Consider the following 25,472-nt stretch of genomic DNA (forward strand, 5'->3'; position numbering starts at 1 on the left):
TCAAAAATTTTTGAAAAAGGGTAGGTACGTGAATGGCACGTAAAGCAAAGTTAGAACGTGAAAAAAGATTGCACGCTACTGTGAACAAATACGCAGCATTGCGCAAGCAATTGAAAGAAAATGGCGATTATGAAGCTCTTAGCAAATTGCCTAGAGATGCATCTCCAACCAGATTGCATAATCGTGATAAAGAAGACGGCAGACCGCATGCTTATTTGAGAAAGTTTGGTTTGTCTAGAATTAATTTTAGAAATTTAGCGCACAAGGGTCAGATCCCTGGTGTTCGTAAAGCTAGCTGGTAAATAGCTAGGCCAGTCACTTGAACAAGTCAATCTGTTATGTCAAGAGATTATTCCGCAGGAACTGTGACTGGCCTGGACCTATGAGGTAACAAACTCAAGAGGTCTACGATCCTCCTCATACACAAAACCCGAGATATTTATCTCGGGCTTTTTTTGTGCGGTTTACTTTAGGTTAGTCTATATAATGTCGCCTACAGGATGGGATTGCTTATTGGCTCCGCATCCTTGGTTGTTCGTTGGCGTAGCCAACACTTTAGAAGGTTGCGCACGCGCCAAGGGCGACGTACGTTCCTTTATTTCACTACTTGGCCAAACGCAATCCCATCCTTCCGGCTGGTATTCTCAAATCTTTTTGTTTATGAGGTAGTAATTTATTTATCCAAACTTTAAGTATGAAAATATATCCGAAAATTTTATCCACTGAACGCAACCATGAATAATTAGTCGATTAGAATGAACTAACTTTTTCCATGATGTATCAAATATTTTTGTACCTCTCTTGATTCAAAAGTATAATTTAACTATCTACTAACATTTTGGAGGTTTTACCATGGATCACTCTCGTATCGATTCTGTTCGCCAATACTTGCAGGCCAATGACTTGGATGCTTTTTTGGTTTCTGATAAACAGGATCAATTTTATTTGGCTAATTATACTGGAGACGATGGCTTTGTTGTCATCGATTCTTCTCAGGTTTTCATTATTACTGATGGTCGCTTTTTTGAACAGATCAAGGTTGAAGCTCCTGAGGCTTCTATCGTTGATGTTAAAGAACAGAGTCTGGCTGAGTTTCTATCAGCTCATTATGACAAGGTTGCGATTGAATCGGATAGCTTGTTGACGAGGGACTATCAAACTCTGCTTGAAAAAAATCTTACTACGGTCAATGCCGATTTAGTTGTTAAATTGATGAGAATGCACAAATCTGCTGCCGAGATCTCCTTGATCAAAAAAGCTGTCGAGATCACTGATGATGTTTATGTGCATATTTTGGAATTCATCAAAACCGGTATGACAGAAATTGAAGTTGCTAACGAGATTGAAGCTTATGGTAAACAACGTGGTGCTCAGAAGTTGTCATTTGAAACAATTGTGGCATCGGGGATTCGTTCATCATATCCACATGGAAGTGCAACGGATAAAGTGATTGAAACTGGAGATGTTGTCACGCTGGACTTTGGTTTTGTCTACCAAAACTATTACTCAGATATTACCCGAACAATCGTAATGGGCAAGGCGTCCGATGAAGTCAAAAAAGTATACTCAGCAGTCTTAAAGGCAGAATCGTTAGGCATAAGATTTGCACCGATGGTCGAAACTTTTGGTGATCTTGATCGGGTCATTCGAGGTTCGATCGATGACTCAGGTTATGGAAAGTACTTCATGCATGGATCAGGTCATGGCTTAGGACTAGTCTGCCATGATTATCCGATCATCAGAACTTCTAACGATGACCAACTAGAGTCAAATATTGTCTTCACGGTCGAACCTGGCATTTATTTGCCTGGAAAATTTGGAGTCAGGATCGAAGATGATGTCTACAAGGATGATTCCGGCGAGATGGTACGCCTGACCAATTCCACTACGGAACTACAAGAAATTTAATACTAAAAAATTCAAATCATGTAAATATTTCTAGTCAAAAAGCATCTGCGTTGCAGGTGCTTTTTATTATAATAATTATATGAATATACCAGAAAAAACATAATATCTTAAAAACATTATTTGATAAATTGACACTTTTTTGGAACAATGGTTAGATTATAAAGGATATTTCTAAAGTTAACTTTAACTGTCAATTATCAATGGGTATATTTGTATTTTGGTATCAGCTTGGACAGATTGCTCATCTTACAAAACTGTAAGGTGATTGTAAGAAGAAGTGATGTTTTGAAAAGTTGAAGAGAACTAGTATGAACTGTGAGCTAAATTTAGCCTACTCATAGAGTAATGAGGTGAGTGATTTGATGATCAAAATTTTAAACTTTTTAAAGAAACCAGCATCGATCTTTATTTTAAGAACTGTGTTCTATTTCGCAATACTCTTAATTCTTTTATATATCTACGGTTACAACGGTGTAGGTAGCGCCAAGTTTATTTACAACGATTTCTAGCTGAAAGAAGGGGATATAATGAACAAAATTATCGATAGAATCACTCGTATCGCACAAACAAATCCAGACAAGGTTTGTTATCACAATGGCGACGTCACAGCAACGTATCGTGACCTCGATAGTCAATCAGATAAGATTGCTAGTTTCATTCAAGAAAAGTTTCTTCCGCAAGGAAGCCCCATTATTATTTTTGGCGGACAACAATTTGAAATGTTAGTTATGTTCCTTGGAGCTATCAAATCTGGGCACGCATATATCCCAGTCGATGACGGTTCCGATTCTGACCGGATCAAGCAAATCAATAATGTGGCTAAGCCTTCGTTGGTATTAAATTGGAGCGACAAAGATGACTTTGGTATTGAAACTACGATCATTGCTAAAGATGAGCTAGCCTCCGTCATGAACTCAGATCATGACACTTACGATGCAACATTAAGCGTTGGACCAGATGATAACTTCTATATTATTTTTACATCTGGAACTACTGGTACACCTAAGGGTGTTCAGATCAGCACGAACAACTTGCTCGACTTTGTCGAATGGGTAGACGCTGAATACAAGTACACTAGTCAAACGCATGTAATGCTGCAAGCACCGTTCTCATTTGACCTTTCTGTTTTTTCAATCTATCCAGGTTTGACCAATGGCTCAACTTTGGAAGTATTGGATAAAGAGACAGCCAAGAATTTGGCTAAATTGCAACAAGCAATCATTAATACTGAAGCAACAACTTGGATCTCAACGCCTTCATTCTTTGAAATGTGTCTATTCTTCAAGGACTTCAATTCAGAGACCTTGCCTAACTTGAAAAAATTTATTTTCTGCGGCGAGGAATTAACGCACGTCACGGCTGATAAATTGCTCAAACGTTTTGAAGGCGCAGAGCTTTATAACACTTATGGACCAACGGAAAATACCGTTGCCATAACCTCAATTCAGATTACACCACAAATTTTGGATCTCTTCGATCGTTTGCCAATTGGCTATTTGAAAAAGAATATGGAACACAAATTGGCTAACGTTGAAGAAAAGGACGGTGAAAAAGTCGGCGAACTTCTAGTAAGCGGCCCTGATGTTTCAAAAGGCTATCTGAATAACCCCGTTCAAACTGAAAAAGCATTTGAGAGTATTGAAGGTAAAACGTTCTATCACACTGGCGATATGGTGAGTGAGAATGAAGATGGTCTCCTTTTTTACAAAGGAAGGACCGACTTCCAAATCAAGATGCACGGTTACAGAATCGAGTTGGAAGAAGTGGATTCTCTGCTGTCTAATCTTGAGGAAGTAAAGCAATCTTGCACGGTCCCTCTATATAATAGTAAAAAGCAAGTTAACAAGATCATTGCTCATATCGTGCTTGACGAAAAATACCAAGATGTTGACGAGAAGGAAATGAGTCGTCAGATCAAGGAAGAGCTCAAGCAAAACACGATGGAATACATGATTCCTAATATCCTTAAATTCGTAAAACAATTGCCTATTAGTAAGAACGGAAAGATTGATAGAAAGGCATTGATAGGCGAAGTAAATGCATAATATAACACCTTATAGTAGTCCAGTTTATTTTATATATTTAATACTTCTGTTACTGCCAATAATGATTGGTCTTTACAACGGCAAACGTTTTAGAGTTTATGAAACACTCGCAACAATTGTAATTTTGATCACTGCCTTTTTCGGAGGCAATATGAGTCAAGGTATTTCTTTGATAGCTTATATCCTCTTCGAAATGGTATTGGTCCTGTCGTACTTGAGGTATCGAACTAAAGAAGGTTCCAAGAATAACTTCTGGGTCTTCTTCTGGTCAGTGATTTTGGCCATCGTACCGCTAGTATTTGTAAAATTGGATCCGTTGATCAACAACGCGACGATCTCACTGTTTGCCTTCATGGGTATCAGTTACTTGACCTTCAAGTCAGTTGAAATGATCATGGAGATCCGTGATGGGGCAATCAAAGAAGTTAAGCCTTGGGAATTTATCAGATTCTTGCTATTCTTCCCAACCATTACTTCTGGTCCTATCGATAGATTCAGACGTTTCCAAAAAGATGTTTTGAAGCCACCTTCCAGAGAAGAATACGTCAAGCTTTTGAAGAGTGGTACTAATCGATTGATGTTAGGTTTCTTGTATAAATTTATCATCGGATATATTTTCGGAACCTTATTGCTACCTAAAGTTTCTGACTTGGCCTTGTCTTATCAAGGACAAGCACCACTAGGACTTTCATGGTGGGTACTAGCTTATATGTACGTCTACAGTATGTATCTGTTCTTTGACTTTGCAGGATACTCGCTGTTCGCGGTTGGTATCTCTAATTTCTTAGGTGTCAAAACACCAATGAACTTCAACCGTCCATTCCAATCACATAACATTAAAGATTTTTGGAATAGATGGCACATGACCTTATCGTTCTGGTTCCGTGATTTCATCTACATGCGTTTAATGTTCTTTATGATGAAAAAGAAGTTGATCAAGAATCGTGTCACAATGGCTAATATCGGCTACTTAACACTATTTCTTATCATGGGATTTTGGCACGGTGAAACTTGGTTCTACATCGTCTATGGTTTGTTCCATGCCGGTGCAATGATCACCAACGATGCTTGGCTGAGATACAAGAAGAAGCATAGAAAATCAATTCCAAGCAACAAATTTACTGAAGCTTTCGCAATATTCTTAACATTCAATGTCGTTTGTTTCAGTTTCCTAATCTTTTCAGGATTTTTAAATACACTATGGTTTAGCTAAGGAGAAAAATTATGGACGTAAAAGCAGAAATTATTGCAATTTTGAAAGATGTTACAGGTTTAGATGATGTAGGTTCAGATCCAGATGCAAACTTATTCCAAGATGGTGTGCTTGATTCAATGGCAACTGTTGAAGTTTTAGTAGCAATGCAGGACAAGTTCGATATCCAAGTTCCAGTTTCAGAATTCGACCGTAACCAATGGAACACTGTTAACAAAATGGTCGACCGTGTAGGAGAATTGGAAGAAGAATAAAACTATGAAGAAAAAACTGTGGATGATTTTTGGACCTGTAATTATTGCTATTGCAGCTTTATTAATTCTTCTATGGACACCTATCAACTTTAAGACCGTGACTCCAGAGAAGGTTAATCAAGCCGCCACATCATTGGATGCCCGTGTATTAAAGGGTGAGGATATTAAAAATACCGCGGAAGAAGAAAATTACATACCGATCATTGGTTCATCTGAGTTATCCAGAATGGATCCATTCCATCCATCTTCCATGGCACAAAAATATCATTGGAAAAATCAACCTTTCTTACTAGGTAATCCTGGTACAGCATCACTGACGCAAGCAATGAACATCAGTGGTATGTCCAAGTTGAAAAACCAAAAAGCTGTTTTCATTATTTCTCCACAATGGTTCACCAAGAGCGGTGCTAGAAGCGATGCCTTTAAGTATTACTTCTCTCCATTGCAAATGACAGGCTTTATCTTGAATTCCGACCACGGCGATAAGGATATGAATCAATATATCGCAAAGCGGATCATTCAACTTGGCATCAACAAAGGTTCTATCGAAAACGATGCGATCAGAAGAATCGCTGCAGGTGAACAGATCACTAGCTTTGAAAGATTTTATTTTGAAAGAAATAGATCTAGTCTTCAAAGCCAAGATGAGTTGTTTGGTTCAGCATTCTTGAATGACCATCAAGAAAGAATCGACAAGGCTACTAAACAATTGCCAGATACTTACGACTATAAGAATTTAAATAAATTGGCAATTAAATTAGCTAAGGAACATTCTCATGAAAATGATCTTCAAATTGGAGATTCTTTCTACAGAAGACAATTGAATCACCGAATCGCTCAATATAAGAATTCGCATACTAAAGCGGATTACTTACATTCGCCTGAATATAACGATTTCCAAGCGGTTTTGTATATGTTTAAACAAAATCACGTGCAAGTGATGTTTGTTATCCAACCTGTTAATAAGAAGTGGATGGAATATACTGGTATGCCGCAGAGTTCACTTGATAACTTTGATAAGAAGATCAAGTATCAATTGAATTCGCAAGGGTTCCATAATATCGTTGATTTGACTACGGTCAAGAATTCTAACTATATTGCTGAAGATACTATTCATATGGGTTGGCGTGGATGGTTGATGCTTGATAAGAAGCTGAAGCCTTATTATGAAGATAAGCATGCTGATCCGGCTCAAACGAAGTATAAGATGGATAATTATTTCTTGACGGATGATTGGGCTAATAATACTGATTTTAAATAGTTGTTTTGATTAAGTGATGCCTTTGTTGGTGTCACTTTTTTTGTTTGCGGTATGCGGTATGCGGGCCGGAGCCGGGGTGGTTCCGCTCTTTCGGCTCTGGAACGTAGTGGGTACACTTGAAGCTTACTGCAAGATCGGCAGCAATCTCCAAGCTGCACCTTCTACTAAGCACTGCTTCGCATTGCTAAGTAGAACTTCACTACTGAGGCCGAGCGCTCCACCACCCCGGCTCCTAAACAGAGTTAAATCAAATACTCTCTCTCTGGGTTGAAAGGGGGTATGCCTCTTGTTCTGGCAGAAAGTTTGGGTTGGTCGGTTCACTATGGTTTTTCGGTTTGGTGTCTCCGCTTCGCTTGACACCTCTTCAAACCCCGTCAAACCTCTTCAAACCCTCCAAATATAGCTTTCTTCTCTGATGTCTTCGCTTTGCTTGCCACTTCTTTCATTTTTTCCATGACTTTGGTCAACATTGTTATCTTGTTTGTATTGATCTATTCAATTGATTTGAGTAGCACATTCTTTTTATCTTTATTTGTACCTGATATTGCCGTGTTTGTTGGCGTTTTTATTTTGTGCTCGTGAAAATATTAAAGATTTTATTAAGTTTTTGTATATGGTGTTATATTAAGCCTGATTGGTGCTAAATCGGTCAGATAAGACATTTTATGTAATCCGTCGTTTGAATGGGAAAAAGATATTTGTTAAGGTTATCTAGCACCGCAGTTATTTATTTGTAATAAGTAATTGCTTTTTTTATTTCCAAGAATGGAGGATTAAATGACTGTTAAAGTTGAAGTCAAAAATTTAACTAAGATTTTTGGTAGACATGTCAATAAGGCTAAAGAGTTGCTTCGCAAGGGCGAATCTAAGCCTCAAATTTTGAAAGAGACTGGTGCGACTGTGGGGGTCGACCGGGCTAATTTTGAAGTTAACGATGGTGAGATTTTTGTCATCATGGGTCTTTCTGGTAGTGGTAAATCTACTTTGATCCGTATGATCAATCGTTTGATCGAACCTACTGATGGTTCTGTTTCTATTGATGGCGAGAATCTTATGGAGATCGATAAGAAAGAATTGCGCGAGGTTCGTCGCAAGAAGATGAGCATGGTATTCCAAAATTTTGGTTTGTTGCCCAATCGTACTGTTTTAGAGAACACCGAGTATGGTCTTGAAATTCAAGGCGTTGATAAAGAAGAACGTCGTAAAAAAGCTAAGGTTGCCCTAGGTCAAGTTGGAATCGATGGATATGATGATGAATATCCTTCACAACTTTCTGGTGGTATGCAGCAACGTGTTGGTTTGGCTCGTGCCTTAGCCAATGACCCACAAATTCTATTGATGGATGAGGCCTTTTCTGCGCTTGATCCTTTAAATAGAAATGATATGCAAGATCAATTGCTCGACTTGCAAGAAAATCTGCACAAAACTATCATCTTTATTTCTCATGATTTGAATGAGGCTTTAAAGATTGGTGATCGTATTATGATCATGCGTGATGGTGAGATCGTGCAAACTGGTACTCCTGAAGATATCTTGACGCATCCTGCTAACGAATACGTTGAGAACTTCATCGAAAACGTTGACCGTAGTAAAGTTCTTACTGCAAGTAACGTTATGATCAGACCAGTAACGATCAATGTTGATAAGGCTGGTCCAAGATTAGCTATCAAACGTATGCGTAATAATGAAGTTTCAACTGCCTATGTAGTTGATAACTCACGTAAATTGGTCGGTATCGTCGACGCTAACGACGTTATCAAGCTGATCCGTAAGAATAGTAGTGACCTTCGTTCTGTCGTTAAGACGGACGTTCCTACGACTCACGAGGATAAGCCAATTTCAGACTTAATGGATAGTATTTCTCATACTGGTATTCCAATTGCCGTAACTAATGATCAACAACAATTATTAGGTATCATCGTTCGTGGTGCCGTACTTGGCGCATTAGCCGGAAATGAGGTGAATGAGGATGAATAGTATTCCACAATTGCCACTTGCACATTGGATCGACAACTTTGTTGATTGGTTGGTTCAATTTACTGGCTTTTTCAATGGCGTTACTAATTTTATTGGTGCGATCAATAATGCCTTCCAATGGGTATTTGATCTGATCCCAATTTGGCTCTTCATCGTCATCGTATTGGCGTTAACTTTTTACGTTAATCGAGACAATCAAAGATGGAGCCTGCTGATTTTTGAATTCTTAGGTCTCTTATTGATCTGGAATTTGGATTACTGGCGTGATATGACCCAAACTTTGACGTTAGTTCTGACGTCAAGTTTGATTGCTTTAGTTATTGGTATTCCACTAGGGATCTTAATGGCAAAAAGCAATATCGCTGAGATCATCTTGAAGCCTATCTTAGACTTTATGCAGACTATGCCAGCCTTTGTTTACTTGATTCCTGCCGTTGCACTATTTGGTATCGGTATGGTTCCTGGTATCGTTGCATCTGTTATTTTCGCAATGCCTCCAACAGTTAGAATGACTAACATGGGTATTCGTGAAGTTCCAGACGAATTGATCGAAGCCGCAGATTCATTTGGTTCAACTGAGTGGCAAAAATTATTTAAGGTTGAACTACCACTTGCCAAAACTAGTTTGATGGCTGGTGTTAACCAATCGATGATGCTTTCTCTATCAATGGTAGTTATCGCATCAATGATCGGTGCCATGGGATTAGGTACAAAAGTTTACTTTGCCGTTGGACGTAATGACGCTGGTAATGGTTTTGCTGCAGGTTTAGCAATCGTTATCTTGGCCATCATCTTAGACCGTCTAACACAATCATTAACTCGTGACCGCAAGAAAGGATAGGTGATTTTTTTGAAAAAACGCAAAATTTTCAGTCTGTTCTTTTTGACGCTCCTGATCGTTCCACTTATCGCTGCCTGCAGTTCGCAGACGCAACCATACAATAGCAAGGAAAAAATCGGTCCTCAGATCAACTATACGATCACAGGTATCGATGCTGGTGCCGGTATCATGGCGTCAACCCAAACTGCTTTAAAAGATTATGGTTTGGAAAAAGCTAACTGGCAATTGCAGACGAGTTCTACCGCTGCAATGACTAGTACTTTGGATAAGGCAATCAAGGATAAACGTCCAATCGTGATCACTGGTTGGCAACCACACTGGATGTTTACAAAGTTCCCAATCAAATTTTTAAAAGACCCTAAGAATGTTTATGGAAAAGCTGAAAGCATCCATACTATTGTTAGAAAAGGTTTGAAAAAGGACAGTCCTGAGGCTTACACGATTTTAGACCGTTTCCACTGGGATCCAACACAAATGTCAGACGTAATGTTAAAAGTTAACAATGGCATGGATCCACAAAAGGCTGCCAAGGAATGGATCAAAGCCCATCCTAAGGAAGTCGCTGAATGGACTAAGGGCGTATCGAAAGTCAAAGGTAAGTCTTTGAAGATGACTTACGTAGCATGGGATTCAGAAATTGCCTCAACAAACGTTGTCGCACAAGTATTGAGAGACCAAGGCTACAAAGTAACGATTCAAGCAATGGAACAACAACCAATGTGGGCTTCAATCGCCACAGGAGCAGCTGACGCACAAGTATCAGCTTGGCTACCAAAGACATCAGGCTTGTTCTACAAAGACTACAAGGGCCGCTTCGAAGACCTAGGACCCAACCTACACGGAGCCAAAGTCGGACTCGCAGTACCAAAATACATGAAAAATATAAACTCTATAGAAGATTTGAAAAATAAGTAGAGCGTAAAAAGAAAAGGTTTGAGGCAAGAGCATAAGATCGACAGAGACGGAGTGGGCGCGTCACGCCCCGCAGTCTTTGGCGAACTTATGTGTCCGGCCTCATTTTCTTTTTGCGCGTTTCAAAATCAGAGTGTAAAAAAACAAGATTTGAGGCCAGAACATAAGGCAAGCCAATACGGAGTGGCGTGCGTCACGCGCTCGCAGTGTTGGATTGACTTATGTGTCCGGCCTCATTGTTTTTTTACGCGTTTCCGCTATAAAAATAAATGCGACCAACAAAAAATAAATAGTCCAAAAAAAATCCTACAAAAAATTTGTAGGATTTTTTACTATCCATTGCCTTTTTCACAATGAAACAACTACCTTGTGATGAAAATGCTTGGGTGTACTGTAAGCGATTACTGATTATTGATATGAAAATTCACTTGTCAATTTCACTATGTATATAATTTAGGAATATTTTATATATAATTTAGTTATTTACAAATTTATTCTGCAAGATTAAGATGATATAGAAATCAGCTATTTGAATTAATTATAAGCTATACAAAGGAGGATAATAATAGTATATAATTTGGTTCGTGAGATAAAAATTATGATACAGGGGTGGTCACGTGAACATTCAATCTTTTATTGATAAAAGAAAAGAAATGGGACTATCACAAAAGGAACTGAGCAAGGGTATTTGCACACAAGCAACGCTTAGTAAATTCGAAAATAACGGTAAGATTCCATCAATGAAAATTTTGATCCAATTATGTAATCGACTTAACTTAGCACTTGATGACATCATTGGTTTGGCAAACAACGGCAATAAAGACCAAATCAAAGCCATGAACAAGGCTGAATTTAACCTGATTATTGAAGAGTATCAAAATTCCTGGGATATCTTGAATAGTATCGATCTTGATTCGATCAAAGAAGATAAACAGGCCACGATGCAATTTTACTATTTGCAAGGCTATTTAAACGTTTTAGACGATGGGGACTTATTGGAAGCAGTATTCGATTTTAATCAGATCCTATCTGACTTAGATACAGAAGGCGAAACGATTTTTACCTTCTTAGCATTTGTCGGTATGGGGATGGTTTATGGCCAACAAGGCGATAACGACAAGAGCGAATATTACTTCAGCAAAGTTTTTAACGATATCTACGGCATGCAAATCGACGACGTCACCAAGATCTGGCGTTACGTCAACATTATTTTCTACTGTTCGCTGTACTATTCCGAACGCAAAGAGTTGGAAACTGCCAACACGTTATTAGATTATGGCTTAAAAATTTGTCAGGATAATCATGTGACATATTATGTTGCTAGAATTTATGAGCAATTGGCGATCAATGAATGTGAAGTCAACGGAAAAAGCGATAAGGTGCTAGACCTTTTGGATAAAGCCAAAGTATTTTCTGAATTCAATCATAATGAGAACGAACTAGTCAAAATTCGGGAGCTGATTAAAGACTGTAAGTAAACGAGGGGATATTTTTGACGTCTTATAAGAAGCTGAACAAGACTTTGTTATGGACGCTCGTAATTGCTTTTTCAATCTTGATTGCTGGGGGACTCTTGATTTTTAAGAACGAAGCACCACGTCCTTCAAAAATTGTGAATGAGCAAGGAACGACTGTCGTTACAAAGCAACAATTGATTTCCGGACAAGCTGTTTATGAAAAATACGGTTTGACTGACTATGGTACTTATCTAGGTAATGGTACTTATTTTGGACCTGACTACACAGCTCAAGCTTTGCATGTCTATTTGCAAGGGATGAACCAGTATTATGCCCAAAAGAAATATTCTAAGGATTGGAACGAACTCAATACTGATCAAAAATCAGGAATTAAAGGTATCGTTCAAAAAGAGATCAGAGTTAATCGCTATAACGCAAATAAAGACCAATTGACTTTGACAACTGCTCAAGTAGCAGGCTTGAATCATTTGACGAAATATTATCGTCACGAATTCCACAATAACCCGAAAGAAGCCGGGATGCCTGAAAATATGATCCACAACAACACGGATGATTTCATGCATCATGGTAATAAAATCGACCAACTGACTTATTTCTTCTTCTGGGGAGCTTGGTTATCTTCAACTAACCGTCCACACCAAATCTATTCATACACCAACAACTGGCCATATGACCTTAATGCCGGTAATGTTATGACTAGTGATACCATGCTTTGGACTGCTATTTCTGTGGCATTGTTCGTTGCAGGTATGGGTATCGTGATCTACTTCTACAAGAAGTATTCATTCGATATGGATTACACCGAAGCATACGACCAGATGGGCGAGATCAAGACTAGCGAACCGATCACGCCATCGCAAAGAAAAGCTGCTAAGTATTTCTTAGTCGTTATGTTGATGTTCTTGGTTCAAGTACTATTAGGTGAGTTAATGTCTCACTACTATGTTGAACAAGGATTCTTTGGACTGCCACTGCAATATATTTGGCCATTTAATTTGGCAAAAACTTGGCACTTGCAGCTAGTTATTTTCTGGATTGCAACTGCTTGGTTAGCAACGGGTATTTACATTACGCCACGAGTTCTCGGTCACGAACCAAAACATCAAGGTGTATTGGTCGATATTTTGTTCTGGGCTTTGATCATCGTTGTCGGTGGCTCAATGCTTGGAGAATGGGGCTCAGTTACAGGTGTTATCAACGGCAAGTGGTGGCTGTTTGGTCATTACGGATGGGAATACGCCGAGATGGGTAAATTCTGGCAGCTCCTATTTATTGCCGGAATGATCCTCTGGGTAGTTATCCTTTGCCGTGGATTTATTCCTGCAATCAAGAAACGTGTCAACAAAGATAGATCAGTCCTTTTGACATTGCTTTTAGCAGGTTCAATTGCAATTCCACTGTTCTATCTAGCTTCATTATTTATCCTACCTAACTCCCATGTAACCTTTGCAGATTACTGGAGATGGTGGATCGTCCATCTATGGGTAGAAGGTATTTTTGAATCATTCGCGGTTATTTTGATTGGTTACTTGTTAGTCGATATGAAGCTAACTACCATCAAATCAACTATTAGAGCTTTGTATTTCCAATTGATCCTGTTACTTGGAACAGGTGTCGTAGGTATGGGACACCATTACTTCTGGGAAGGCGACCACTCGATCTGGTTAGCCTTAGGAGCAAGTTTCTCAGCTCTAGAAGTTATCCCACTATGTCTATTAGTTTGGGAAGCTTACACGCATTATCGTGTTTACCGTGAAAGTAAAATGGACTTCCCATACAAGGGAACATTCATGTTCTTAGTTTCAACTGGATTATGGAATGCCCTTGGTGCCGGAGCTTTGGGATGGTTGATCAATGCACCAGCAATCAACTACTTCGAACACGGAACACAATGGACTTCAGCTCATGCTCATGCCTCAATGGCAGGTGTGTACGGATTTTTCTCAGTCGCAATTATGCTGTTTGCAATCCGTCACTTGACTAAGACCGAATTCTGGACTGAAAAAGTCGAGAAGTGGGTCAAATGGGCTTGCATCACCATGAACGTTGGACTAGCCGGAATGACATTCATCACATTGATGCCATTAGGATTCATCCAATTAAAGGATGCACTAGAACACGGATACTGGCACGCAAGACAAGCCAGCTTCTATCAACAACCACTAGCAAAAGGATTAACAATAGCCAGATCAGTACCAGACGTAATCTTCACAGCCGGAGTAGTGATCTTACTAGTAATCTTCTTAAGAGCAATGTGGAACTTGAAGAAGTCATCCAACAAATTAGATCCAATCGATTATGAAATTAAGTAGAGCGTAAAAATTTACGCTTTGAGAGCGGAGCACAGGAAAAGCCAATACGGAGTGGGTGCGTAACACCCATGCAGTGTTGGCTTTTGTTGTGCAGTAGCTCTCAGTCTTTTTTGCGCGTTTCCGCTATAAAAATAGAAGCGGCCAGTAAAACATCAACACATAAAATAACTAAATTGAATTTCCAACATCTTGTCCCACAACACCAACACTTTACTACACACCATTTGGTATAATTAGTTGTCCATCACCGATTCTCACGTAATCGGTGGTGGTCTTTTTTTGCTTATTTAGACAAAAAAATCTCAAACTCATCAGTAATAAATCTAATGAATTTGAGATTAATTATTTAGTCCTCTTCATGTTTTGAAGCACTGGCAACATCATCTAGCGAATCATCAAAGTTTTGTTCATCAATGCTAATAATACCGCCATCAGTGTCATAGTGGATTCCCTTTGAAACAGGTGCCTTGATATTCAGAAATTCTTGCCACTCTGGCGTTGGGTGATGGATCTTTGCAGTAATGTCAGTGACGCGTATTTTCCAAACTGGAACGTTAGTCATAGTCTCAGCATGCAAAGCAACTGGAATATCACGAACGTAGCTGTGCAGGATGGTTCTTAAAGCGTGAACTTTTTCATTGTTATTATCGATTTTTTCAACCTTACCGTGACCCATAATACTTCTAAAAGCCGGTCCAAATGCTCCTTCAGCAGGTGGTGTATAAGTCAAGGCTTCATGTCCGCCATCTGCTTCAAAGCTAATCATGGATTGTTCGTTCAAAGCTTTTCCCTTGTCGCCGTTGGAAGTTCCGTGAACATAAATGATGTACGTGCCGTCGGCAGCAACTTCATAACCATAGTTGACCGGAACAACGAACGTTCCCTGGTTGTTAGAGAGTCCTAAATGTAGTATTTTGCAGTGATCAAGCGTCCAATTGATAGTTGGGTGATCGGTGTAGATTTCATTTTGCATGTATAAGTGCCCCCAAATTGTTAAATAAACCAGCAAGTAAATGCCTTTAAAACATTGCTTAGACTGAGATGGCTGAGTAATGTGCCATTGAAATAACATTTACTTACCTTCGATAAGTGATAATCATAACATAAATATAATTATAAAATTATTCTAAAATGGCAACTAGGTCCGACGTTTTCACAACATGCAAACTCAAAGATTTTTTACTAATTAAATATGAATTCAACTTCATTACAACATTACGATTACATTATGCTTCTTGGACGTTTCTGGCAAATATATCTGATAAAATGGTATAGGAAATTATTTTAAAGAATTTGATAAATACAAAGGGTTAGTACCCGATTTACCAGGGGTGGTTTTTTGAGTATTGAAAAAAGCAAATTGCAATTTGAAGATAAATTAATCGATTATTTAGTCAATCTAGGTGGAACTAAGCAATGGGATTATCTTCCACACATAAAAACAACGGATCAGTTGTGGTCCAATTTTAAATCTATTGTTGAACAGCATAATCAAGACAGATTGGATCAACCATTGTCTGATGCTGAGTTTCAACAAATTAAAATGATTATTAGTCAGCTAGAAACACCATATCAAGCAGGTCAATTTTTATATGGGATTAATGGGATTTCACAGGTTGAGATTGATCGTGATGATGGACAACACGTTTATCTAAAAATCTTTGATCAAGACAACATTGGTGCCGGAGATACAATCTATCAAATAGTTAATCAGATTGAACGTCCAGCTGTTATTCCGGGAAGAAAAAATCGTCGATTTGATACTACATTATTGATCAATGGCTTACCAATTTTACAAATTGAAGAAAAGGCAGATGGTCATGATGCCAAAGAAGCCTTAAATCAAATGCATCAATATATGGAGGAAAGACAATACACTGATATTTTTTCAACTGTTCAGTTATTGGTCGCAATAACTCCTCATGATAGTCGCTATATGGCTAATACAACGGCTGATAAATTTAATACAGACTTTGCGTTTCGTTGGCAAAAAGCAGATGACAATAAGCCTGTTTTTGATTGGAAAGAATTTTCCAACAATATGCTATCGATTCCAATGTCACATCAAATGGCAACCAATTTTATGATTTTAGATGGAACGCCTAAACATCAAATGATTAAGGCTATGCGTCCTTATCAAGTTTATGCAACTCAGCGTGTTATCAATAAATTGCGTCAGCATACGTTTGGCATTGATGATCAAGGCATCGGCTATGTCTGGCACACAACTGGTTCAGGTAAAACTATTAGTTCCTTTAAGGCTGCTTGGTTGGCATCAAGATTTCCTAACGTTGATAAAGTCGTATTTTTAGTAGATCGTGTTGCACTTACTAATCAAACTGTCGATGAATACAAGGCTTATGATCCTGAGAACACAGAAGACAGTAATGGCGGAGTGGTGTCGGATACGTCAAACCGTTGGGTATTAGCAAAGAAATTAAACAAAAAAGGTAATGGAATTATCGTTACTTCAACGCAAAAGATGGATGCTATGGTTCGTCAAAAAGATTTTGAACCAATTAATAAGAATGTTGTTTTCATTGTCGATGAAGCTCACCGTTCTACATCAGGAGATATGTTGGAACGTATCAAGGATGGTTTTAGAAAATCCGCCTGGATAGGTTATACTGGAACACCTGTTTTTGATAGTGCTCCAACGACCCAACAGATCTTTGGTGATTTAATCCATGCTTATACAATTAGGGATGCAATTGCAGATGGTAATGTTTTGGGATTCAAAGTGGATTTTGAAACTACATTGTCAGACGATGTCTTGAGAAATGAATATTTACCAGAATATTTCAAAGCACGTTTTCCAAAGATGTCTAAAGATGCGATTGATGCAAAAATTGAAAATATGTCAGCTGATGACATGGACGATACGGTTGAACCAAGTGTTTATGACAACAATGATAAACACGTTGAATTAGTAGTTACCGACATCATCAATAATTGGAATAAACGTTCTCGTGATGGAGAATACAATGCATTATTCACCACTCACGTTGGTGGGGGGAAAGCTTCAACACCAATGGCAATCAAGTATTACAAAGAATTTAAAAAACAAAATCAATCAATAGATAAACCATTAAAAATCGGTATTACGTTTAGTCAGGATACATCCAATGGTGACAAACAACTAGAAAACAATAACTCGTTAAGAGATGTGATGAATGATTACAATCAAGAATTTGGAACGAGTTTTGACGATAAACAAGTTAAAGAGTATACAGCTCAGGTTGTTTCACGATTAAATCGGACAATCGATGATGGTAATTATTTGGATATTGTTATCGTAATTGATCAATTACTAACAGGATTCAATGCGCCACAATTAAATACACTTTATGTTGATCGGACACTTTCTGGAGCAGCCTTAATTCAAGCATATTCACGTACAAACCGAGTTTATGATATGCAAACAAAACCGTTTGGTCGGATTGTAAATTATCGTTGGCCACATCATTCAGAAAAGTTAATGAAGGAAGCCTTAGCTAAATATGCAAATCGCGATTCTGCCAATATTCAATTAGATTTGATCGATGGCGATGACCCTGATGGAGTGATTGCTAAATCATACGAAGCAGTTAAAGATGAGCTAACAGATGTTGTCCAAAAATTATCTGATTATTCTCGTGAATTTACAGGAACTCCAGACGTTGACGATGATCGAGTAGAAGAGATGTACACGGATCTAAGAAAATACAACCGTTTAATGGCTATGGCAAAACAAGATGATCAATATAATGATGCTGATCCATCAGAATTAGTCGAGGAGATAGGATTTGATCTGGATACTGAGGAGATTTTAACAACGACCCTGGCTAATCAGTTAAAAGAAAAAATTGCAATTAGACATAACGTCGATATTTCACAGATTGATTTGAAGATGGAACATATCAAAGAAATTCGTGTTAATTATGATTATCTAGAAGAATTGATTGCCGATATGATGAACCAATATCATGATGAAGAAATGGAAAAAGCTAACAAGACAGCTGATGAGATCAAGTCTATTTCTGACAAGATTGAAGATCGAAAATATGCTGAACAAATTAACCAATTCATTCGTGATATTTTGGCAGGAAATGTCACCTATGGGAAATATCCTGTTGATCAAAAGGATGTGAAAAACATCGTTTCTAGACACACAGATACGCAACTAAGAAAAGATGTTTTTGAGTATAAAAAGCAATGGGGCTTAGCCGATATCAAGAATTCATATCAGATCAATGAAATTGTTGCTAATCACGTTAAGTATGCTGATGATTTGAATATTAATGGTGCTTTAGATGAAATTGTTAAAGAGGGTAGCAAGGTTTATAAAACTGACGCTGAATCATCAGACGTAGCCAATCTTTCAGGTATTAAGTATCGGACTCACTTTAGAAGAAGTTTTAAAAAATTCGCTGACCAAATGGTCGATAAGTATTAGGAGAAAATATGAGTAAAGCACAAGAAATAACTAGTCAAATTTGGGAGATGGCTAATAAATTACGAAGTAACATGGATGCCAGTGAATATCGTAACTACATTCTAGGATTTATGTTCTATCGTTATTTATCAGAACATCAAGCTGAAAGAATGGTTCAAAATGATCTTATCCAGGTTGAAGAGGGTCAAAGTATCAATGACGCATATATTGAACAGGCCGGTGGGGATGATCTTAATGATTATCTTGAAGAATTAGCCGACTCATTAGGTTATGCGATTGCTCCACAATATACTTGGCAAACTATTGTTGATAAGGTTAATAACAACTCGATTGCACCGTCTGACTTTCAAGATATGTTGGATGATTTTAACCATAACGTTGACTTGAATACCCATGCCAAACAAGATTTTCACGGCGTTTTTGCAGATATGAATTTAGGAAATTCTCGTTTGGGTCAAACAACTGCCGCACGTGCTAAAGCTTTGACTGAAATTGTCAATTTGGTCGACGAAGTCGAATACAAAGATGATGATGGACATGACATTCTAGGTGATATTTATGAATATTTAATTGCTCAATTTGCTGGGAACTCTGGTAAAAAAGCTGGAGAATTCTATACACCTCACCAAGTGTCCGAAGTCTTAGCAAAATTGGTAGCTATTGGATTGGACTCTGACGAAGATAAGCCAAGTGTTTACGATTTTGCTTGTGGATCAGGGTCACTATTGTTAACAGTGCAAGAACAAATCAAAGATCGCCGATTATTTTATTATGGTCAGGAGTTGAATACGACAACTTATAACTTGGCCAGAATGAATTTGATGATGCATGACGTTTCATATATGAACATGGATTTGCGTAATGCTGATACTTTGGAATCCGACTGGCCAGATGGAGTTGATGCACAAGGAATCGATCATCCAAGAAACTTTGATATGGTTGTCGCAAACCCTCCTTATTCTGCTCGTTGGGACAATAACGATAATAAGATGAAAGATGCTCGTTTTAAGGATTATGGAGGTCTGGCTCCAAAAACTAAAGCTGATTATGCGTTTTTACTACATGGTTTATATCATTTAAGCAATCGAGGAACCATGGCGATTGTTCTTCCACATGGTGTTTTATTCCGTGGTGCTAAGGAAGAGAAAATCCGTCGTGCATTGTTAGGAAAAAATCAAATTGATGCCGTAATTGGTTTGCCAGCGGGATTGTTCTACTCAACAGGAATTCCAACGGTTGTTATGGTATTGAAGAAGAATAAGACTAACAAAGATGTTTTATTTATTGACGCTAGCAGCAATTTTGAAAAAGGCAAAAATCAAAATATCTTACGTGACGGTGATATCAACAAGATAATTGATACTTATAAAGAGCGTAAGGATGTTGATAAATACGCTCATGTGGCAACAATTGATGAAATAAATGAGAATGATTTTAATCTTAATATTCCTCGATACGTGGACACATTCGAACCTGAGCCAGAAATTGATTTGGGAGAATTAACAAAAAATATAAAAGAAAATAATAAAAAAATTGAAGAAAATAAAAAGGAGCTACTTTCAATGATGAAAGAGCTCACTTCTTCGGATGAAAAAATTCAAAATGATCTTAATGATTTCATCAATATGTTGAATGATGAGGTGAATCATAATGGATAAACGTGTCCCAAAGGTGCGGTTTAAAGGATTTACTGATGATTGGGAACAACGTTCATTCGATTCACTGGTTAGAAGAAAATCTGCAACATCAAACGATAAAAATTTATTCAAGATTGAATATGAAGATATAGTTCCTGGTTTGGGAATCATGAATGGAGCTCCAAAGTTAAATATTACCGAACGAAAAGGTATTTTGTTTCAACAAAATGACATTTTATTTGGAAAATTACGTCCCTATTTAAAAAATTGGTTAATACCATCCTTTAGAGGCGTTGCAATCGGTGACTTTTGGGTCCTAAAACCCGTCAAAACAAACTACTTATTTGATTATTATTTAATACAAAGTGAGAGATTTCAATCCAATGCGAATTTATCTACCGGTACAAAAATGCCAAGATCAGATTGGAAGTTGGTTTCCAAATCACAATACCGAATACCAACGAATGCTGACGAACAAAAAAACATTGGAAACTTGATAAACAAACTTGAAAATTCTATAACACTTTATCAACGGAAGTTAGAGCTTTATACCAATCTAAAAAAAGCTTTATTACAAAGAGTTTTTACAGTTGATTCCGAAAAATCACCGAAAATCAGATTTACAGGTTTTAATGATGATTGGGAACAAGTAAAGTTTGGAGATATTTATAAAAAAGTTAACGAAAAAAATAATATGGACTTTTCCGAAAACGATATAATCTCAGTTGCAAATATGTATTTCAAAAATGAAAATAAGAAGCCAACCGCAGATTATATGCGAACGTATAATGTTTTCAGAATAAAGGATATAGCGTTTGAAGGAAACAAAAGTAAATACTATTCACATGGGAGATTTAAAGAGAATATCATTGGTGATGGAATTGTATCGCATGTATTTGATGTTTATAGGCCTCTAAATCCAGACAATCACGATATAAATTTTTGGAATTACAGAATCAGTGACGAACGAATTATGGGACCTGTTTTAAGTAGGGTAACAACAAAGTCAACAATGATGACCAATCTTGTAGCAAAGGACTTTCTGAAATTTCCAACATTATTACCATCTTTCTCAGAACAAAGAAGAATAGGTTTAGTTTTATTGGAGATGGATGATTTGGTTCAGAAGTATCAGAAACAACTTCAGCAAATAACACAGGTAAAATCTTTTCTTTTAAGATCAATGTTTGTTTAACTAATTTAAAAATCACATTAGAACTGCCATTTCTCGCATAATTTTATCATTATCTCGTGTCTCCAATTCTTGTATGATATGCAGATATGTGTCCTGAGTTGTTGTCATGTTGGCATGTCCCAATCTTTTTGCAACGCTAGCTATTGAAACTCCACCGAATAGCAACAACGAAGCATGGGTATGGCGTAGGCCATGAACAGTTATGACTGGAATATTGGCGGCATGGCAAACTGACTCCAGTCTCTTATTAACAGTAGAATTAAATATTCGTCCGTGAACAAATATTGGTTTGTCGTTAGGTAAATCCTTCATCATTTGAGAAAATTGCATGGCAAGTTGCCAATCAATTTGAATTTTTCTCACTGATGAAGGATTTTTTGTTGGTTGAAACCCTCCCGTAGTCAATCGATAGTTCCAAGTTTTATTTACAGAGATAAGTTGTTTGGAAAAATCGAAATCATCTGGAGTCAACGCTAAGGCTTCCGCAAAACGCATCCCAGTTTTCACGACCAGCAGAATATACCAGTCCCAATTGAGTTGATCAGATAAATTGAGTTGTCTTATCAACTGTTGAACTTCATATTGGCTTAAAAATTTAGGTTTCTTCTTAGCAGGCTTTTTACCCTTAATAACAATTTTTCGAGTTGGATTCTGCTTAATTAATCCTTCATCGACAGCATCCATAACCGCACTCTTGACTTGATGATGAAAATCTTGCGTCGTTTGTTTTTCATGACTGACTGCATAATCATTCATCAATGTTTGGTACGCTCTTCTGTTTAGATCACATAGCTTCAACTCAGGTGCAAGCTTGGTTATCCATTTTAGAGTCATGTAATACTTTTCCAATGTGACATTTCTAATGGCATTAACCTTATACAGCTCTATCCATTCCTCGTAATATTTGTAAAAAAGAATGTTGCTTTTACTTCTACGCATACAAAAAACCTCCAAATAATTTTTGATATTGTGGTAAATACCAATTTTTATTATCTGGAAGTTTTCAATTTTTATTAAACGATACGCTTATATGAACATTTTTTGTAATAGAGTTGATTTCAAATTATTTAATTTTTTGATTTTATATACAAATTCATCAATTTCAGAATCCATTGACGATAATAAATCAATAGTTTTATTTTGAAATTTAAGCGATGGTATGGGTAATTTCAAATCCATCAGGACAGATCCGTTTAATTTTGAACGACTCCCCCCTACCAAAAAAGGTTCGATGTAAATAGATTTGATTGCATACATTAAAAATTTATTTTTAACCGTATTTTCATCAGCTTGAAGAACGTGAACATGATTATTTGCCCAAAAGCAGCCATCCACATACCTTACTGGATAATCTTTCAAGTCATTGGCACCGTCCTCAGCAATTAATACAAATGGCCCCTTATGAGTATATCCATGTACGAAATCCTGAATTCCATTTGCGCCATAGTAAGGTGTTTTCCCTGGGATGCGTTTAGAGGTTGTGATTGGAACTCTTAAGTTGTCATAGTTAGTACATAAATCACCTAACCTAAACAAGTGCCAGTTACTCTCACAATTTTTAAATGAAAGATTAGTCTTTTCACGACGTTTATTCGGAAAAAGCTGATGGAAAATTGTATTTCGAAGTTTAACAGTTAAATTAAGTTTATCTTGATAAAGCACTAAAATAGATTCTAATGTTGTCAATATTTTGCCAATTTCCCTTTGTTCATTATTTGATGGGAAGTAAATTGATATTTCCAGAGCTTTCTTCTTAGAAATATTGAATCGTGATATTCCTTGAGCGAGAAAAATAAACTGTTTCCGAACATGAGGCGTTCTGAGATTAAACCCCAAAAAAATTGGGTTAATAGGATATTCAAGATGAACGCCAAAGCAAAAACTATTCAGATAAATATTACTATCATTGTGCAGCCAAACCGAAGACATTCCAACCTCATTAGGTGTTTCCGAGGATATTGTGAATAAAGCATCTCCATATTTGACTAAATTTTGTTTATGATCTATTTCAATTTTTTCAGTGCGTTCAATTTTTGAAAATGTATTTTGAAACACATCTAAATATGTGATAAATTTGGCATCTCCGTGATTAAAATCTTGTTTTGATTTTCCACTAAGTCCTGAGTACGCCGATCCTATGTCTCGAAGCTCATGCTGTTCCCAAGCGATTGCAGTTTGGGAACAACTAAAGTTATATTCATAATAATTAATTATTCAATAATACTAAATATTAATATCATTCCAATCCCATCAAACGGATTGGAATTTTGTATTTATAATATTATGTCTATTCAAAGTTTATTAGAAAAATATTAAAAAATTGGTATACAAATCAAATAAATGGGTATAAAATATTCAACTAATAATTTAAAAATTCCAAACGAAAAGAATGTGATGATTATGAACGTTGTGTTTATGCTCTTATCAACTATGTTGGTCTGGATCATGGTACCTGGGATCGCTATTTTTTACAGTGGTTTCGTACCAAAAAGGGATGTTACTCGGATTATCTTTAATTCATTCTTAATGTTTGGTATAGCCGGATTGATGTGGATTATTATCGGTTTTCCAGTCACATTTGAGAACAGTAATATTGGGTTGGGTGTTGATCTCCACCATCTGTTTTTAGAAGGAATCAACTTACATGCTGAGTATCAACAGACTGGTCTTCCAACTGCGGTCTATTTATTGTTCCAAATGATGTTTGCAATTCTAACACCGGCACTGTTTTTAGGGGCAGTTGCTAGTCGTGCTCGAATTAAATTTATCGCGCTATTTGTAATTTTCTGGTCGTTATTAGTTTATTATCCGATGGCTCACATGGTCTGGGCGGGCAACGGATTTTTAGCTAGATTAGGTGTCCTCGACTTTGCTGGTGGGACGGTTATTCATATCAATGCTGGTATTACGGCAATGATCTTAGCAATTACTTTGCGAAAACCGTATCAGTACAATAACGAAAATGAAAAGGGCAATCCCATGTGGATCTTAATGGGAACAATGCTCTTGTGGATCGGCTGGTATGGATTCAACGCCGGTTCCGCTTTACACGTTGGGACGCAAGCTATCGATGCGTTCTTTACGACGACGGTCGCTGCCTGTGCAGCCTTGATTGCCTGGGTGATTATGGAAAAAATGTTCAAAACTCGTGTCAGCGTAAATGGTGCTTGTACTGGTAGTATCGTTGGGTTGGTCGGGATAACTCCCGGTGCTGGCTATGTTTCGATGATCGGTGCGTTGTTTATTGGCGTCATCTCGGCTATGTGCAGTTTTTATTTCATGAACGTGATCAAGTATAAGCTTCATCTCAATGATTACTTAGATATTTTTGGCAGTCATGGAGTAGGTGGTATCGTTGGTTCGCTTTGCGTTGGTCTCTTTGCTAACAACACAGTCGACAACCAAGTACCAATGAATGGCTTGTTTTACGGCGGTGGCTTTAAGCTACTTGGCATCCAATTTGTCGGCGTAATATTTACGGTCGTCTTCGTTTCCGTGATCTCGGGACTATTAGTCTATTTAATTAGAAAATGTTTCAAGAATGATGTTGGTATCGATGCTCCATTAGACCTTACTTAAATATCACACTTAAAATTCTAATTTAAATTAAAAATATTAATTTTTTGAAAAAAGCTTACAGCGTTGCTATAACGGTAACTGTGAGTTTTTTGCTATATATCATTAATTATATAAATTAAAATTAATGGTTGAATATTAAAAAGTGTGGTGCTAGTATAAATGACATCAAAGATAAGGAGGTTACATCGTATGTTTAATAAAGCACAAGTAAATGCCAAACAAAATAAATCTAACAACTCTGTAACCTTCTTTCTAGCCTTGTTGCTCTAGCCAGGACTCTGACAATTTTATGTCGAGTCCTATTTTGCGTTAGACAATGGGGCTCGACGAAGAATGGATTTTTCGACACCTCATTGTAATCAACAATGAGGTGTTTTTTTATTGCCCTATCATTTGCGAAGCAAATAGTAGGGCAACATATTAAA

Annotated in this window: 19 protein-coding genes; 16 read left to right on the forward strand and 3 right to left on the reverse strand. The window is 37.3% G+C overall.

The genetic code is table 11. The annotated features are described in order from the left end of the window. Positions 1-32 precede the first annotated feature (32 nt). From rpsN to LKF16_RS10950, 12 genes are all read left to right on the forward strand, one after another. Positions 33-302 carry a 30S ribosomal protein S14 gene (gene rpsN, locus LKF16_RS10895; protein WP_291471528.1) on the forward strand — a complete coding sequence of 90 codons (270 nt, stop codon included), beginning with the start codon at positions 33-35 and terminating at the stop codon, positions 300-302. Between the two features lie 550 nt (positions 303-852). After that, positions 853-1,908 (forward strand): M24 family metallopeptidase, encoded by a 1,056-nt coding sequence (locus tag LKF16_RS10900; RefSeq protein WP_291471526.1) that lies wholly within the window; start codon positions 853-855, stop codon positions 1,906-1,908. 362 nt (positions 1,909-2,270) lie between these two features. Continuing rightward, a complete protein-coding gene (locus LKF16_RS10905) occupies positions 2,271-2,417 on the forward strand; it encodes a teichoic acid D-Ala incorporation-associated protein DltX (protein WP_291471524.1) in 147 nt (48 codons plus the stop codon). Between the two features lie 18 nt (positions 2,418-2,435). Beyond that, positions 2,436-3,953 (forward strand): D-alanine--poly(phosphoribitol) ligase subunit DltA, encoded by a 1,518-nt coding sequence (dltA, locus tag LKF16_RS10910; RefSeq protein ID WP_291471522.1) that lies wholly within the window; start codon positions 2,436-2,438, stop codon positions 3,951-3,953. Continuing rightward, the gene (gene dltB / locus LKF16_RS10915) at positions 3,946-5,166 is read left to right on the forward strand and encodes a D-alanyl-lipoteichoic acid biosynthesis protein DltB (protein ID WP_291471520.1); all 1,221 of its coding nucleotides are present in this window, start codon (positions 3,946-3,948) and stop codon (positions 5,164-5,166) included. Before dltA ends, dltB begins: the two co-directional genes overlap by 8 nt. Before the next feature lie 11 nt (positions 5,167-5,177). After that, positions 5,178-5,420: a D-alanine--poly(phosphoribitol) ligase subunit DltC gene (dltC, locus tag LKF16_RS10920; protein ID WP_291471519.1), complete on the forward strand. Its 243-nt coding sequence runs from the start codon at positions 5,178-5,180 to the stop codon at positions 5,418-5,420. Between the two features lie 4 nt (positions 5,421-5,424). Further along, positions 5,425-6,681, forward strand: coding sequence for a D-alanyl-lipoteichoic acid biosynthesis protein DltD (gene dltD, locus LKF16_RS10925; protein ID WP_291471517.1), 1,257 nt, complete (start codon positions 5,425-5,427; stop codon positions 6,679-6,681). A gap of 777 nt (positions 6,682-7,458) precedes the next feature. Further along, a complete protein-coding gene (locus tag LKF16_RS10930) occupies positions 7,459-8,658 on the forward strand; it encodes a quaternary amine ABC transporter ATP-binding protein (protein ID WP_291471516.1) in 1,200 nt (399 codons plus the stop codon). Further along, entirely contained in the window at positions 8,651-9,499 is an 849-nt protein-coding gene (locus LKF16_RS10935) for an ABC transporter permease (RefSeq protein WP_291471514.1), read from the forward strand. Before LKF16_RS10930 ends, LKF16_RS10935 begins: the two co-directional genes overlap by 8 nt. Positions 9,500-9,508: 9 nt before the next feature. Further along, a complete protein-coding gene (locus tag LKF16_RS10940; protein ID WP_291471513.1) occupies positions 9,509-10,414 on the forward strand; it encodes a glycine betaine ABC transporter substrate-binding protein in 906 nt (301 codons plus the stop codon). Between the two features lie 614 nt (positions 10,415-11,028). Beyond that, a complete protein-coding gene (locus LKF16_RS10945; RefSeq protein WP_291471511.1) occupies positions 11,029-11,889 on the forward strand; it encodes a helix-turn-helix domain-containing protein in 861 nt (286 codons plus the stop codon). A gap of 14 nt (positions 11,890-11,903) precedes the next feature. After that, a complete protein-coding gene (locus LKF16_RS10950; protein ID WP_291471510.1) occupies positions 11,904-14,201 on the forward strand; it encodes a nitric-oxide reductase large subunit in 2,298 nt (765 codons plus the stop codon). Between the two features lie 346 nt (positions 14,202-14,547). Here LKF16_RS10950 and LKF16_RS10955 read toward each other — a convergent pair whose 3' ends face one another. Continuing rightward, positions 14,548-15,174: a pyridoxamine 5'-phosphate oxidase family protein gene (locus LKF16_RS10955; RefSeq protein WP_291471509.1), complete on the reverse strand. Its 627-nt coding sequence runs from the start codon at positions 15,172-15,174 to the stop codon at positions 14,548-14,550. Between the two features lie 366 nt (positions 15,175-15,540). Here LKF16_RS10955 and LKF16_RS10960 point away from each other — a divergent pair, with 366 nt between their 5' ends. From LKF16_RS10960 to LKF16_RS10970, 3 genes are read left to right on the forward strand one after another with little or no spacing between them, the layout of a single operon-like run. Next, on the forward strand, positions 15,541-18,636 hold the full coding sequence (locus LKF16_RS10960; RefSeq protein WP_291471507.1) for a type I restriction endonuclease subunit R: 3,096 nt from the start codon (positions 15,541-15,543) through the stop codon (positions 18,634-18,636). A gap of 8 nt (positions 18,637-18,644) precedes the next feature. Continuing rightward, positions 18,645-20,294, forward strand: a complete 1,650-nt coding sequence (locus LKF16_RS10965) for a type I restriction-modification system subunit M (RefSeq protein WP_291471505.1) — start codon at positions 18,645-18,647, stop codon at positions 20,292-20,294. Then, entirely contained in the window at positions 20,287-21,468 is a 1,182-nt protein-coding gene (locus LKF16_RS10970) for a restriction endonuclease subunit S (protein WP_291471504.1), read from the forward strand. The genes LKF16_RS10965 and LKF16_RS10970 overlap by 8 nt, the downstream gene beginning before the upstream one ends. A 12-nt stretch (positions 21,469-21,480) precedes the next feature. Here the strand turns inward: LKF16_RS10970 and LKF16_RS10975 are convergent, their stop codons facing one another. Then, on the reverse strand, positions 21,481-22,407 hold the full coding sequence (locus LKF16_RS10975) for a site-specific integrase (protein WP_291471503.1): 927 nt from the start codon (positions 22,405-22,407) through the stop codon (positions 21,481-21,483). An 87-nt stretch (positions 22,408-22,494) separates the two neighbouring features. After that, positions 22,495-23,682: a restriction endonuclease subunit S gene (locus tag LKF16_RS10980; protein ID WP_365893213.1), complete on the reverse strand. Its 1,188-nt coding sequence runs from the start codon at positions 23,680-23,682 to the stop codon at positions 22,495-22,497. 186 nt (positions 23,683-23,868) lie between these two features. Here LKF16_RS10980 and LKF16_RS10985 point away from each other — a divergent pair, with 186 nt between their 5' ends. Beyond that, positions 23,869-25,047: an ammonium transporter gene (locus LKF16_RS10985; RefSeq protein ID WP_291471501.1), complete on the forward strand. Its 1,179-nt coding sequence runs from the start codon at positions 23,869-23,871 to the stop codon at positions 25,045-25,047. Positions 25,048-25,472: the final 425 nt, after the last annotated feature.

Origin of the sequence: Companilactobacillus sp. (assembly GCF_022484265.1) — a bacterium.
Taxonomy (GTDB): Bacteria; Bacillota; Bacilli; order Lactobacillales; family Lactobacillaceae; genus Companilactobacillus.